General features: G+C 38.3%; 13 protein-coding genes and 1 pseudogene. 6 read left to right on the forward strand and 8 right to left on the reverse strand.

Annotation, left to right across the window (positions count from 1 at the left end; genetic code table 11):
* From AC5YD2_RS15315 to AC5YD2_RS15325, 3 genes are all read left to right on the forward strand, one after another.
* Positions 1-347: transposase (locus AC5YD2_RS15315; RefSeq protein ID WP_496127145.1), on the forward strand; the 347-nt coding region annotated here is incomplete at its 5' end.
* A 14-nt stretch (positions 348-361) separates the two neighbouring features.
* Entirely contained in the window at positions 362-667 is a 306-nt protein-coding gene (locus tag AC5YD2_RS15320; RefSeq protein ID WP_496127146.1) for a hypothetical protein, read from the forward strand.
* Between the two features lie 47 nt (positions 668-714).
* A complete protein-coding gene (locus AC5YD2_RS15325; RefSeq protein ID WP_496127147.1) occupies positions 715-1,026 on the forward strand; it encodes an ankyrin repeat domain-containing protein in 312 nt (103 codons plus the stop codon).
* A gap of 241 nt (positions 1,027-1,267) precedes the next feature.
* On the opposite strand, the gene AC5YD2_RS15330 is transcribed toward AC5YD2_RS15325, so the two are convergent.
* A complete protein-coding gene (locus tag AC5YD2_RS15330; RefSeq protein WP_496127148.1) occupies positions 1,268-1,810 on the reverse strand; it encodes a type 1 glutamine amidotransferase domain-containing protein in 543 nt (180 codons plus the stop codon).
* 197 nt (positions 1,811-2,007) lie between these two features.
* A complete protein-coding gene (locus tag AC5YD2_RS15335; RefSeq protein WP_496127149.1) occupies positions 2,008-3,030 on the reverse strand; it encodes an alpha/beta hydrolase in 1,023 nt (340 codons plus the stop codon).
* Between the two features lie 339 nt (positions 3,031-3,369).
* Between AC5YD2_RS15335 and AC5YD2_RS15340 the strand changes: the two genes are divergently transcribed.
* Both AC5YD2_RS15340 and AC5YD2_RS15345 read left to right on the forward strand, forming a co-directional pair.
* Entirely contained in the window at positions 3,370-5,760 is a 2,391-nt protein-coding gene (locus tag AC5YD2_RS15340) for a YgiQ family radical SAM protein (RefSeq protein ID WP_496127150.1), read from the forward strand.
* Between the two features lie 694 nt (positions 5,761-6,454).
* Positions 6,455-6,997, forward strand: coding sequence for a DUF2726 domain-containing protein (locus AC5YD2_RS15345; RefSeq protein WP_496127151.1), 543 nt, complete (start codon positions 6,455-6,457; stop codon positions 6,995-6,997).
* A gap of 118 nt (positions 6,998-7,115) precedes the next feature.
* Here AC5YD2_RS15345 and AC5YD2_RS15350 read toward each other — a convergent pair whose 3' ends face one another.
* From AC5YD2_RS15350 to AC5YD2_RS15375, 6 genes are all read right to left on the reverse strand, one after another.
* Positions 7,116-7,478: a RidA family protein gene (locus AC5YD2_RS15350; protein WP_496127152.1), complete on the reverse strand. Its 363-nt coding sequence runs from the start codon at positions 7,476-7,478 to the stop codon at positions 7,116-7,118.
* A 179-nt stretch (positions 7,479-7,657) separates the two neighbouring features.
* On the reverse strand, positions 7,658-8,959 hold the full coding sequence (gene shiA / locus AC5YD2_RS15355; protein ID WP_496127153.1) for a shikimate transporter: 1,302 nt from the start codon (positions 8,957-8,959) through the stop codon (positions 7,658-7,660).
* A 266-nt stretch (positions 8,960-9,225) separates the two neighbouring features.
* Entirely contained in the window at positions 9,226-10,281 is a 1,056-nt protein-coding gene (gene dinB / locus AC5YD2_RS15360) for a DNA polymerase IV (RefSeq protein ID WP_496127154.1), read from the reverse strand.
* Positions 10,282-10,478: 197 nt separating this feature from the next.
* Positions 10,479-11,216 (reverse strand): glycoside hydrolase family 25 protein, encoded by a 738-nt coding sequence (locus AC5YD2_RS15365; RefSeq protein WP_496127155.1) that lies wholly within the window; start codon positions 11,214-11,216, stop codon positions 10,479-10,481.
* A 142-nt stretch (positions 11,217-11,358) separates the two neighbouring features.
* Positions 11,359-12,750, reverse strand: a complete 1,392-nt coding sequence (gene mdtD, locus AC5YD2_RS15370; protein ID WP_496127157.1) for a multidrug transporter subunit MdtD — start codon at positions 12,748-12,750, stop codon at positions 11,359-11,361.
* 475 nt (positions 12,751-13,225) lie between these two features.
* Positions 13,226-14,005: a hypothetical protein gene (locus AC5YD2_RS15375; protein WP_496127158.1), complete on the reverse strand. Its 780-nt coding sequence runs from the start codon at positions 14,003-14,005 to the stop codon at positions 13,226-13,228.
* Between the two features lie 41 nt (positions 14,006-14,046).
* Between AC5YD2_RS15375 and AC5YD2_RS15380 the strand changes: the two are divergent.
* Positions 14,047-14,369 (forward strand): annotated as a pseudogene (locus AC5YD2_RS15380) (transposase); the annotation flags it as partial.

Below are 14,369 nucleotides of genomic sequence, written 5' to 3' on the forward strand. Positions count from 1 at the left end.
CAAATGCACCATTCAAATTTATTCAACCTTTAGTGTTTCAAGGCTCATGTGATCGGAGTATTTTTCTGTGTTGGTTGGAGTATTTGTTAAAGGACTTACAGAAGAAGGATATTCAGACTAAAAATTATTTGCTGATTCTCGATAATGCCTCAATTCATAAAGGTCAAGCGATTGATGATTTAGCAGCAAAATATAAGACAAGAATCGTTTATCTACCTGCGTATAGTCCCGACCTCAATCCTATTGAAAAAGCATGGTCTGTCTTAAAAAGTAAAGTCAGGCACATCATTGCTCAGAACAATAAAACCATTCAGGAAGCTCTGGATATCGTATTTAAGATGATGTAGCTTATGTTTCATATTTGGCTATACGTGAAAACCATAGAAAAATTTTGATAGAAATAGAGTTTTGTCCTCCTAATAAAGTCATATTTAAAAGAGGAAGATTTCTCCGCAATGGAGTTGAAATTTTAGTTCGACCTACTAATATTTTGATAACTAATAATAGTACGATTATCAAAGGTTGTAGTGCCATCAATTGTTTTGGTGGTTTGATTATTGGACATCATGAAAAACCCATAAGTGGTTTTTTTGCTTTAGATGGAATCAATAGGTATGTAGGTTCAAATAAAGAAGCATTAAAATTTGAGAAAGAATCTTTACAATGAAGTAATGTATAGTATGAAGTCAAGTAATTTAGATTGAGCATAGTACAATGCAACTCAACTCATTCTCCCCAATCCCTGAAGATGATGAAGAACTTCATCTTCCTGAACTTGTGTATTGGTCATCAATCGGTGAAATCGCAGAAGTTGAAACAGTGCTTGCAAATGGCGTAGACGTAAACCAAACCGATGACGAAGGCTATAGCGCATTGCAAGCTGCTGCTGAAAATGGTTATTTAGATGTGGTAAAACTTCTTGTATCAAAAGGTGCTAACGTCAACTACAAAGGTGAATACACCGCATTGCAACTGGCTGAGATGGCAGAGCAAAAAGAAATTGTAGAATTTTTAAAACAATTTTAAGTATTCAAAAGAATAAAGCAGAAAAAGAAAAGCCCATCATCCTGATGGGCTTTTCTTCGTATCGGGTTGTTTAGGTTTAACTCCTGTCTAACCTCACGTCCTGATGCTCAAACATATTATTGTTGTTGTTTTTCGTTTGGGAAACGTCCTGTTTCCTGATGTATTCAGAATAACAAAAAAGAGAACTCATGCCTAGAAGCAGATAACAGCTTTAGATGTAAGCATTTTCGTACAAAATTCACTAAGTCTCTAATTCTTCAAGAATCGCTTGGTTAAAGGCAGGAATATCATTTGGATCTCTTGAAGTAATGAGTACCCAGCCACCTGTATTACAACGATGAACCTGTTCATCGACCCAGTTTGCACCTGCGTTTTGTAGATCAAGTTTAATACTTTTATAGGAGGTCAGATTTTTATCATGAATACGCTCAGCATTAATCAACGTCCAAGGTGCATGGCAAATCGCAGCAATCGGCTTTTGATGATCAGTAAAGTGCTGAATGATCTTTTGAGCGTCAGCATTGATTCTCAATGTATCTGCATTTACTGTTCCCCCCGGAATCACCAAAATATCGTAATCTTCTACTGCGACATTTTCTAAAGTCGTCTGAGGGGTATATCGTGTTGCAGGTGTTTTATCACTTTTAACCGTTTGAACCTCTTCATTTTTCTCAGCAGCATGAATCACTTCAATGCCTTTACTTTGTAAATACTCAAGAGGCTTAATCAATTCATCCTGTTCAACACCTTGATTCGATGTAATAAATAGTGCTTTTTTGGTCATTTTGGTTCCCTCATATGATATATGCAAGCTCTATCTAAACTAACAATCGATTGACGATTCAGGTGTAAGACTTTGAAGTGTAATCTGTTCAAAATACGTGACAAAAGTTGTAATCAATCATTTCTAATTTTTAGCAATTTCATCTCTGCATTCACTTTCTCATTAAAGAGTAAATCGAAATTTTGAAATGGTGATTGCTAACGAACTCCAGTCCCTAGATTCTTTTCAATAAATTCAATACTGCTGATTTTCAATTGATCCAATGCTTCTTTTTCCACAGGATAATGCCCACCTTTTGGAAGCATGACCACTTCGTGCGGAACACTTAATCGTTTTAATACTTCTTGGCTCAGTGACAAAGGTGTCCAATGATCTTCAGCAGGCTGAGTCAACAATACTGGACATTGCACAAATGACGACACGTGATAAGGCGGTTTATAGTTCATATAGCTGTTTAAAAATTTAATACTCATGGTGTTACCCGCAGAAGTTTTATCTTTGAGCATGATCTTCAAGGCTTGCGGGTCATTGGTCAGTTTAGACATTTTAGAGACCAAAGACATGGGTAAAGGAAGGCTACCCATAGGCGTCTTGGCTGTTATTTGCATGGCGGGTAGTAGGAGTGGGCTTATTGAACTAAAACGCATTGTGCCTTTTTTGACATCTAAATTTTGCTGATCTAGAAAAGTCATGCCAATAATGCCTTTGATATTTTGATTCTGCATAGCGACATGCATCGTGAGCATCCCACCCGCTGATAAACCGTACAGGAAAATAGGGCGATCATCTTTCTTGGCTTCCGCATCTACAAAATCGCTAACCAATTGAATCCAATCTTGATAAACAATTTTCGATTTCGAAGGATATTGAGTTAAGCCATAACCGGGAAGATCCAGAGCTAGGCTTTCAAACCCAGCTTGAGCAAGTGGATGTCCTAAAACCAAACTCATTTGACGCCCATTGGTGCCGACACCATGCAATAAAATGACTTTTGCTTTGGATTTAGGTCGAGGATAATAATCAACATGGACCTGATGCTCTTGCCAAGCCCAAAAATATTCTTGTGGAAGGTCATGCTCACTCAACTGATAAGCTTGGGGCATTCGTTGTTGTAATTTCTTCCATGCATCTTGTTCTGTATACCATTTCTGTTGTGGTGGACTTGCCCATACCACGGATTGAATAAAGACCATTAAAGAGATAAAGAAGCGTTTAATCATTAGGGGTAACCCTTTATTTTTTTGTTAACGCTATGCTGATATTGTGAATTTATAAATATCTTAAATGACTGTACTTTTAGATTTATGGTCAATGCGGTAAAAAAATGAAAAAAGATGATGATTTTAAATAGAAAAATAAAACCTTCCATTTGTCGGATATTGATTATTTAACCTATTTCAACATTCTAAAAAAACGAAATGAGCAGAAAATTGTTAAAACACTATTTTGATTGTTTTTTAATCAAGCAACATGGATGGAATTCATGGTAAAATACTCGGCTTTCATCTTCTTTGATCTTTTTTTGAGATCATCCATCTGCCAGCCGAGAATTGCTAGCCATGTCTACTGCTTATACTATGCAGACTGCGCCAAAAGCGTTGTTTGATTACGACAAATATTGGGCGTCATGTTTTGAACCTGCGCCATTTTTGCCGATGTCACGCGAGGAAATGGATCAACTCGGTTGGGACAGTTGTGACTTTATTTTAGTCTGTGGCGATGCCTATATTGACCATGCATCGTTTTGTTCAGGCATTATCGGACGTGTGCTAGAAGCTCAGGGCTTCCGTGTGGGTATCATTGCGCAGCCTGATTGGACCAGCGTAGATGCGTTCCGTGTTTTAGGTAAACCCAATATTGCTTGGGGGGTGACCGCAGGGAATATGGATTCGATGATCAACCGTTATACGGCGGATCGTAAAATCCGTTCTGATGATGCCTATTCACCAGACAACGTACCGAATAAACGTCCAGACCGTGCTGCAACCGTGTATTGCCAACGTGTTCGTGAAGCTTATCCTGATGTTCCAGTCTTGCTGGGTGGTATCGAAGCATCTTTACGTCGTATTGCGCACTATGACTACTGGTCTGACAAAGTACGTCGTTCAGTGTTAATGGATTCGAAGGCTGACTTACTGATGTACGGTAATGGTGAGCGTTCGATTACAGAAGTTATGCATCGTTTGGCGCGTGGTGAAAAAATTCACGAGATCACGGATGTTCGCGGTACTGCGTTCATCGTGAACAAACTGAATCGACCTTCTAAAGCGAAATTCGTGGAAATCGCATCGAATGATGTGGATACCGTGGGTCGTGTTGATCCAATCATCAATCCTTATGTGATGACTGAAGATTTAGATGGTTGTGAAATCGAAAAAGATAAAGGTAACTCTTTAGCTCAGTATCAGGGTTTCCAAAAAGAAGCTGTTGCGAACCCGATTGTTCGTGCAGGCGATGATTTAGACGAAAACACTCAAATTGTACAGTTACAACCAATTTCTAAAGCGATTAAACACAAATTACCACCTCGTGAATTGGCTGTGATTCGTTTGCCATCTTTTGAGGAAGTGGCAATTGATCCTGTTTTATATGCACATGCCAACCGTATTTTACATTTGGAAACCAATCCAGGTAATGCGCGTGCATTGGTGCAAAAGCATGGTGAACGTGATGTGTGGCTGAACCCACCGCCAATTCCATTAACCACAGAAGAAATGGATTACGTGTTTGATTTACCTTATGCACGTTTACCACATCCATCTTATGCAAATGCACGTTTCCCTGCATTTGACATGATTAAGTTCTCCGTCAACATCATGCGCGGATGTTTCGGTGGCTGTACTTTCTGTTCAATTACAGAACATGAAGGTCGTATTATTCAAAACCGTTCTGAAGAGTCGATTCTTCGTGAAGTAGAAAAAATTCGTGATACAGCACCGGGCTTTACCGGCATTATTTCGGACTTAGGTGGCCCAACGGCAAACATGTATCGTTTGCACTGTAATGACCCTGAGATTGAAAAAAACTGTCGGAAGCCATCTTGTGTGTACCCGGGTGTGTGTCAGAACTTATTGACTGATCATGCTCCCTTGACGCAGTTGTATCGTAAAGCACGTGCAATTAAAGGTATTAAAAAGATTTTGATTGGTTCGGGACTGCGTTATGACCTTGCAGTATTGAACCCTGAATATGTGAAAGAATTGGTCACACACCATGTGGGTGGTTATCTTAAGATTGCACCTGAACATACCGAGAAAGGTCCATTGTCGAAGATGATGAAACCGGGAATCGGGACCTATGATCGCTTCAAACAAATGTTTGATCGTTTCAGTAAGGAAGCAGGTAAAGAGCAGTACTTAATTCCATATTTCATCGCGGCACATCCAGGTACAACGGATTATGACATGATGAATTTGGCGATTTGGTTGAAGAAGAATGGCTTCCGTGCGGATCAAGTACAAACCTTCTATCCGTCACCAATGGCGACTGCCACCACGATGTACTACACAGGTAAAAATCCGCTGTCTAAAGTCGCGCGTTATACCGAAAGTGTGGATATTGTGAAAGGCGAGAAGCGTCGTCGTTTGCATAAGGCATTCTTACGTTACCATGATCCAAACAATTGGCCTTTACTACGTGAAGCCTTAAAGGAAATGGGGCGTCAGGACTTGATTGGTAATTCGAAGCAACACTTGATTCCGACCTATCAACCTGCGGGAACAACTGAAGGTCAGTATCAATCCGCACGGAAGAAAAACTCAACTGTAGGTGGGGATTCACAGAAACGTAGTGATCAAAATCAATCACGTCCTTCAAATACCAAGAAACGTCCTGAGCGGGGTCAAATTTTGACTCAGCATACCGGTCTGCCTCCACGTGAAACAGGGGATCGTAAAAAACCGAGTGGCTCAAAACCAAAAAACAATGCTAAATCGAGATCACGTGCTTAATTACTGAGTTATATTTGAAAAAAAAGGATGCTTCGGCATCCTTTTTTGTGGATAACTTTTTTCAGAATGTTGATAAGTTTTAGTACAGACTTTATCTAGAAATGAATCCAATATATTTTCTAAAACGCTTAAAAAGTCGATGATTTCTATCTGAAAAAATTGTTAAGACGAGTTATTTGGTTTATAAAAGAAAGATTGGGGATGTCACAGTAATGTCATTTAACAATTTTTGGATGAAATCTTTTTTTGTTGGTGTTAAAAATAGTAGATCAAGGCAGAATTAAGAATAGGTTGATGCAAGGATTGGGTCATACATTTTGTGGTTAGATTGCTCTTATTTTTAATAAAAAATATTTTCATAGCAAAATTATTTTTTGTAGATCGAAGGCTTTACACTCATGAGACTGGTATTTGGATTATTCGATAGGTTGATGGCTAGATACTGATCAAAGCGTTAAATGATTTTGATTTCATCTTGCTTAAATGTGCTACAAATTCTTATCTTAAATAATTGAAAAAATGACTTTTTGAAAATAGATTCAATAGACTGGTATTCTAGGATGCCACTCTAAAGTATATAAAAATATGGTAAAGACGTTGAATGGATTCAATGAGTGGTCAATAAAAAGCGTTTTATTACAAATAAAATGTTAAACAACAATGAATTATAAAAATACACATAAGGATTGAAACAATGGACATGATGATTGTCGTGAGTGTAATCGCACTTACCATCGTGATGATCGTTGCTTATAACGGATTAAAAGCTAAGCAACCATCGGACAGTATCTTAAGGCAGAGAGCTGTTTTTAACGCGGAAGAGCAAATGACTTTTGCTCGAATTAAAGAAATTTTACCTGAGGCAAATGTATTTGCTCATGTTTCATTTGATGCTTTACTCACGACTAAATTCCCACGGACTCGACGTAAATACGCCAGCATGTTTGCGGACTTTGTCGTGTTAGATCGAGATTGTCATGTGGTGGCTGTTGTTGCATTGGGGGATGTGAGTTTATCAAAGCGTAATCATTCTGCGATACAACAAGATGCTTTGTTGGAGGCAGCAGGATATCGACTCATTCGCTATGAGCATGTGCCTGAGTATCAACAATTACGTGAAGATTTTTTGACTGAAATTGTTGAAATGCAACACAAACCCAGTGTAAGTGTGGCTGAATTGGGGAAGTTTGAAGTGTATTCATCTACTGATTTGGCTAAAGCACGTATCTATGGGTAGTGAATATTCGAGTTGGATGAATATAAAAGGGGATAAAGATAAAAAATGCATGTGAATACATGCATTTTTTCAAGAAATTCTTTGAGAGTCTAAAAAAAGATTTCGCCTAACATTATGGCTACTCTGCTTCGGGTTTGACAGCAACCACTGTGAGTTCGACTAAAACATTGGGGTCATAGAGTTTGGCTTCGACACAGGTGCGAGGTAGGGCTTCAATATCTGCAACCCACGCATCCCAGACTTCATTAAATGCAGCATAGTCTTTTTCAATATCTTTTAAATAAATCGTCACAGACATAATATGGCTTTTATCTGTACCTGCATCTGCTAAAAATTGGTCAATCATATCGAAGGTTTGTTGCGTTTGACCTTTGATATCTAAACTCAAATCTGAAGCCAACTGACCTGCCAAATGAACTAAATTTCCTGAAATGGCAATTTCTGAAAAGCGTTTTGCGACGTGAAGACGTTGTACAGCCATGTCATTTCTCTTGTTTCTTTCTAGATCATTCGAGTTTACGTGAACGATTCGATTATGCAAAGCAAGGCTAATTAAAGGGTACTGATGTTTTCATTTCAAAGAATCTGTTAGATAGCACATGACATAAAAAAAGAGAAGGTCATTCAAAACCTTCTCTTTTTCTTGAACCGTTTAGAGATTTATTCTTTGGTTGTATTCGGCATGATTGCTGCCACAAGTGCCGTAATAAAACAGCCCAAGACTAGATATAGTGCGACGTATTGCCATGAACCATCACCCCAAATCACCAATGCTGCAGCGATCATTGGCGTAAAGCCACCGCCAATAATACTCGCGACTTGATAACCCACCCCAGCACCACTGTAGCGATACTCTGTACCAAATAGTGAGGTGAAAATGGGTTGATGAACTGCAACCACCATGTCATGTGCAACATTGGCAAGTAAAATCGCAAAGATCACAATCAGCCAGGTATTTTGAGCATCTAACGCCATGAAGAATGGATAAGCTGACATAGCTCCAATGAGACCACCGACCACGCACATACTTTTATGGGTGATTTTATCGGAGATCCATGCAAATAGTGGAATGCTAAAACAACTGATTGCACCGACCATGAGTGCAATATTCAAAAAGAATTGCTTATCCATCCCCAAATTATTGGTGGAATAATTCAGTGCAAAGTTGGTGACCAAATACATCGTCAGCAGTTCTGCAAAGCGCAGTGCAATGATATAGAAGAAAGCTTTTGGATTTTGAGTAATCGCTTGGAGGATTGGAAGCTTTTGAGGTTTTTTATCTGCTTCAATCACTTTTTCTACAAATTCTTGTGATTCATCTTGATCACGACGAATCCAAAAAGCGGCAAACAGCAAAACTGCACTGGCAATAAATGGAATACGCCAAGCCCAATCAGCAAAAGCTTGTTCACCAAAAGTCATCAGCACTAAGGAGACAGAACCTGTGGCGAGGACTAATCCGACACCGTAACCAATTTGAACACCGCTACTGTAAAAGGCTTTTTTGCCTTTCGGGGCATTTTCTACAGCCATGAGGGCTGCACCGCCCCATTCACCACCCACAGCAAAACCTTGGATGGCACGAAGCGTGACCAGTAGAACAGGTGCCCACCAACCAATCGATTCAAAATTAGGCAGTAAACCGATGCCAACGGTGGCGGTGCCCATGAGCAAAACAGTCAATACCAACATTTTTTTACGACCGATACGATCACCAAAATGACCGAAGATCACGCCACCGAGCGGACGGAATAAGAACCCAACGCCAAAAGTTGCGAGCGCAGCTAAGGTACCCATACTCGGGTCAATACTGGGAAAAAATTGGTCTTTAAAAATGAGTGCGGCAACAATGCCATAAAGTAAAAAGTCGTACCAGTCGACGACAGCACCCACAAAACTACTGAGCGCAGCTTTACGGGCACGTTGTTCTTGAAGATCAGAACTGAGAGGTGCGGTTTGCATACAAAGAGAGCCCATGAGGTATAACAGAGGGTCCTGTAATATTCGGATTGATCGTCACGCCAATCACAGGACTAAATGCTAAAATTTAAGGTGTCTTTTAGCATTTCAGCTGATACATGGGTAATGTATAGCGGGAATTAGATTACCCGAAAAAAATAGATTTGCTATCAATATTTGGTCTAATTTTATTCTTTTGCTGAAATTTCAGCCATGCATGTGATTTCTTATCATCAACCCAGCATTAAAAAATGCAGCTGATTTGGTGGCTACCACAAGTCCAATTGAGCTTGTTCTGCCTGATCTATGAGTTGATAAACACCGACACCAATTAATCGAAATTGGTCATTTTTAGGAATATGCATTTCAGATAATAGCAGGTGTAGGATTTGCTCAAGTTCGTCTATGGATTTAAGCGGATGTTTAAAACTTTTGCTGTGTTGTAAAACTTGAAAATTTTTCAATTTCAGTTTGACTGTCACGCCACGCGCTTGAAGTTGTTTTTTCTCCAAATTAGACCAGACTCGTTCAATTAAAGATGACCAATGAATGCTACATTCTGAAAGTGTTAAATCTTGATCAAAAGTGGTTTCTTTAGAAATCTGTTGTCTTTGCCGTTCTGCTTGCACAGGACGTTCATCAATCCCTTGCGCATATAGAAACAATTGTTTTCCATATTTTCCAAAATGGTGTATCAACATACTTTGTTCAACTTGTTGCAAATCACCGAGCGTTTTCAGTTGCAGGCGTTCAAGTTTTTCTTGGGTCACTTTACCTACGCCTGGAATTTTTTTGAGTTCAAGGTTTTCGATGAAGTGTTGAATCTGATGGGGTTTTATCACAAATATTCCATCAGGTTTATTCCAGTCTGAAGCGACTTTGGCTAAGAATTTATTCGGTGCTACACCGGCAGATGCGGTTAATCCAGTTTGTGAAAATATATCCGCCCGAATGTGCATGGCGACTTCAGTGGCACTGGCTAAGCCTTTGAAATTATGTGTGACATCCAAATAAGCTTCATCTAAAGATAAGGGTTCAATGAGATCGGTATATTGCCGAAAAATTTCATGAATTTGACGAGACACTTCTTGATATTTGGGGAAATTGGGTTCAATCACTACGACTTGTGGACAGCGTTTTTTAGCTTGGCTCATGGACATGGCAGAGCGCAATCCAAAAACACGCGCAGGATAGGATGCTGCACAAATGACTGCACGAGGATGGTGCGATGAAACCACGACAGGCAAATGCTTGAGCTCTGGTTGATCCCGAAGTTCAACAGAGGCATAGAATGCATCCATGTCGATATGAATTATTTTTCTCATACATTCAATAGGCAGAGCAGGGTTCGCAAGTGAATGGATCATTTTAGCCTAAAAAATCATATTGATTTACTAAGACACTCCGCTTAGCGATGATAAACGACACATGGTGTCCGAGCTATTGCAGGTCTTTCACTTTTTAAATTTCTTGAGGAGGAGGTTGCCATTGATTCAAAGCAATATTTCTAAGTTTAGGCGTTTTATTTTTTTGATTTTGGTGCCAGGTAAAGCTGATTTTTTTCAAGAAAACTTTGCCATGCATATTCGTCGCCGTTGAAAACATTGAGATCGACAGTGGTTGTTATACCTTTGATCTTACCCTGATTCGTGTGTTGCCAAAAATGCCATTTGGGATCATTTTTAAGTTGTGGTTTACTTTTGTATTCACGTACCCATAAAGGTGTATTTGGAAATTGATCGACCAAGACAATATTATAAAATGCTTTGGAAATATAAAAAATCGGTTGTTTGCCATAATGTTGGTGTAGGCGGTCATGCATCACCTGAATCTGTTGGATTAACTGTTCTTTGGTGTATTGGTTGATACAGTTTTCTTCATATTCCAAATCAATCACAGGCGGCAATGCATTGTCTTTCCTCGGGACGGTTTCTATAAAGTTTTGTGCTTGAATATTGCCATCGCGACACAGTCGATAAAAATGATAAGCCCCGACTAAGAATCCTTGCTCTCGCGCTTGTAACCAATTTTGTTGAAATTTACGATCTTTAAAATCGCCGCCTTCTGTGGCCTTTAAATAGACAAATTTAAACTCTTGCGGAGAGATTCGATTCCAATCAATGTCTTTTTGGTGATGTGAAACGTCAAAGCCTTTGATGGGATATTCTTCGGCTTTGGCATATTGTTTTGGAAAAAAGAAAGAAAAAGAGTAAATAAATACAGCAATACAGAGACTCAGTCCGATACTTGCAAGTGACATAAAATACAGTCGCGTCCAATTTGTCTTTTTGTTTATTTTAGCCATAAATATGTATGAGAGCGCTTATTGATCACATCATAACTCGATCTCAGGGAGGTGACCATCAGGTGTGTTGAAATCGAGTGAGATTTTTTAGTGAATACTAAACAGCGGTGTTTTTCGGAATTTGCCAAAAAATCAGCGCGGCAATGATATTGATACTTGCCAAACATAATAGGGTGTAATGGAAAGCCTGTAGGGTATGCACCGTGCCTAAATGCTGTGTAAATACATTGACCAATGTTCCAGCTAAAGCCACGCCCAAACTCATCGAAAGCATCATAATCATAGACAAGAAGCTATTACCACTACTGGCATTTTGCTGAGATAAGTCTTTAAGCGTCAGTGTGTTCATCGAAACAAACTGCAAAGAATTCAGTATGCCAAAAATAAAGAAATGAATTAAACGCAACCATGTCGGTGTAGCTGCGGTATGCAGTGCAAAACTGGCGATACATACACCGACCAACACCGTATTGACCAACAGCACATGACGATAACCAAAGCGCTGAATCAGCGGACGAATAATCGGTTTCGATGCCAATGAACCCAATACAGTCGGAATCATTAATAGTCCCGTAATGAATGGGTCGAAGCCAAACGCGACTTGTAACATCAGGGGAATAAGAAAGGGTAAGGCATTACCACCAAAACGCGCAAAAAAATTGCCTAAAATCCCGATGGTAAAGATATGATTTTTAAATAGAGACGCTCTAAATAAAGCATTTTGATGAGTCATTGCGTGAAAAGCATAAATCAACGTTGCGACCAAGCCTGTGATGATCAATGCGATGCTCACCCAAGCCGCACTGTATTGATTGGCGAGATTTTCAATACCGAGTGATAGCCCAACCATAGCGAGCACGAGCAGTATAAATCCACTGAAATCAAATTTTTTGACTGTTTTTTCTTTAACATTCGGCATCGCTTTAAAGGTGACAATGACGCCCAGTATGCCCACCGGAATATTGATTAAAAAGATCCAATGCCATGTCATATACTCCACCATCCAACCGCCTAAGGTTGGACCAATCAGTGGACCAATTAATCCTGCAAGACTCATCAAGCTCATTGCTGCTAGAAATTGGGTACGGGGAATAATTTTAAGCATCGCCAAACGACCGACAGGCAATAAGAATGCGCCACCAATGCCTTGAATGACGCGATAGACCAAAAGTTCATTGAGACTGCTTGAAAATGCGCAACCCAGTGAGGCAAAGGTAAAGATCACAATTGCAGCAAAGAATGTATTACGAACGCCAAAACGATCGGCTAACCATCCACTTAAAGGAATACACGCGGCGACAGACAGTACATAAGCCACGACCACACTGTGCATACTGAGCGGGTCTTCATTCAGACTATGCGCAATTGCTGGAATTGCAGTATTAATGATAGTGGTATCAAGCCCTTGCATGAAAAAACCAATCGCAACAAGAAAGACCAGTAATCTAAATTCTGGTTGTAAAGCTTGATGGGGTGGTGTGGTGTTCATTGATATGCTTGGTTATATTCGCTATGTAAAAAGAATAACATTTATTCATTCGCACATAGAGCGTAAGGATCTAATGTTTTGTTAAATTCTAATAACCCGAATCGCGGATAAGGATTTTTCTTTAAAATCATAAGCTAAATGTAATTTTATGATTAATTTTTAGTGCTATCAGATCAAGGTAAATACTTTTTTATGATCAAAATGATGCATAAATCTTAAGATGAATTGTCTCATTGCCTTAAGCAGGATTCGGGTTAATAGAGTTTTATAGATTTGATGCATCGAAATTGTATTCTTTTGCCATTTAATCCCTCAACACAAATCCACTGATTAGGATAACTTAGATAAGCTGAATTGTTTAATCTATCATTTAATCTAATCGGATCCTTACAGACATATCATCGTGTATGCTAGTCATAATGCCTTAAGATTGAATTTTAGAAAAGCCTATATTATTTTCTCTTTGTTAATCTATTTATTCAGGATTCAAATCATTATAATAAATTGATAGATATTCAACACAAGGCAAGATTTCATTATTTACATTGTAAATTTTTTCAATTATTTCGCTTTCATATATTGAATTTTCAAATCTATTCTTTACTTTTTTAGTTAAACTCCACTTAAATAAGCGAAATTGAACCGTATCTAAATCGTGAGTAAAGTATTGATTGCTTTTTAACATTACTGCGAATGCAATTAGACTTTTATAAAGATCGAAAATCAACCAATATTCTAATAACAATTTAGTATCAAAAAAATTAAATCTAAATACAAAGAAAATAAAGGTTAAATCGAAAATATAATATTTTTCTAGAAAAGCATTAAAGTATTCCAACATAAGTTTATTTAAAAAATTTATTTCTTCAATCTTCCATTCAGTTACATTATTAAAAATTAAAAATAAATCATTTTCAATAATAGCTGGATTTTCACCATTAATAAAAAGCTCTACAATTTTCGGTAGGAAATATTTAACTTCATTGTCTTTATAGGTACTATTTTTAGGACTTCCAAGATAATCCATTAAGTCAGATTTATTAAGATCATTGATTGGTGATTCTAATAATCTTTTTTTAATTTCTAACCCATATTCTTGATCGAAATTTATACTATTTTCCAAGGTGTAGTTAGAGAATATTTGATACCCTAAATCAATTATATTTTTTAATTCGTAAGTTAAATCATATTTCATAATAAAATTTTCGGTAATGTTCAAAAACAACGTGTTTAGTTTAAAATGGCTTTGTTGCACAAACCTAGCATAGAAGGCTTATTGGGCAATATAATTTCAAAATGAATAAGCCTGTCCCTAAAATTTATCGTACAACCAATTGGTCCTCCTATATGAGCAGTATACTGCGAAGACTGATTAACCGAGGCAATATTTCCATTTGGTTTGATCCAAAGACTCAGTGGTATGCACAGTCACAAGGCAAACAAGGTCGAAATCAAATCTCTATTTCGACTCTCTTCACGTATGGTCACAGGTTTTGTTCAAAGTCTGATTAAACTTTGCGGATTAGGTTGGACAGCCCTAGATTACACGACGCTTTGTAGAAGACAAAAGCATATTGATATTGCGATTAGCTATCAAGAAAGTCGTGATGGACTTCCTT

The organism is Acinetobacter sp. CY73, assembly GCF_059515865.1.

Excerpts from the sequence above, each read along its gene's own strand:
- mdtD (WP_496127157.1), bottom strand. The coding sequence starts at position 12,750 with ATGAACACCACACCACCCCATCAAGCTTTACAACCAGAATTTAGATTA.
- AC5YD2_RS15335 (WP_496127149.1), bottom strand. The coding sequence starts at position 3,030 with ATGATTAAACGCTTCTTTATCTCTTTAATGGTCTTTATTCAATCCGTG.
- AC5YD2_RS15350 (WP_496127152.1), bottom strand. The coding sequence starts at position 7,478 with ATGGCTGTACAACGTCTTCACGTCGCAAAACGCTTTTCAGAAATTGCC.
- shiA (WP_496127153.1), bottom strand. The coding sequence starts at position 8,959 with ATGCAAACCGCACCTCTCAGTTCTGATCTTCAAGAACAACGTGCCCGT.
- AC5YD2_RS15345 (WP_496127151.1), top strand. The coding sequence starts at position 6,455 with ATGGACATGATGATTGTCGTGAGTGTAATCGCACTTACCATCGTGATG.
- AC5YD2_RS15325 (WP_496127147.1), top strand. The coding sequence starts at position 715 with ATGCAACTCAACTCATTCTCCCCAATCCCTGAAGATGATGAAGAACTT.
- AC5YD2_RS15365 (WP_496127155.1), bottom strand. The coding sequence starts at position 11,216 with ATGTCACTTGCAAGTATCGGACTGAGTCTCTGTATTGCTGTATTTATT.
- AC5YD2_RS15330 (WP_496127148.1), bottom strand. The coding sequence starts at position 1,810 with ATGACCAAAAAAGCACTATTTATTACATCGAATCAAGGTGTTGAACAG.
- AC5YD2_RS15340 (WP_496127150.1), top strand. The coding sequence starts at position 3,370 with ATGTCTACTGCTTATACTATGCAGACTGCGCCAAAAGCGTTGTTTGAT.
- dinB (WP_496127154.1), bottom strand. The coding sequence starts at position 10,281 with ATGAGAAAAATAATTCATATCGACATGGATGCATTCTATGCCTCTGTT.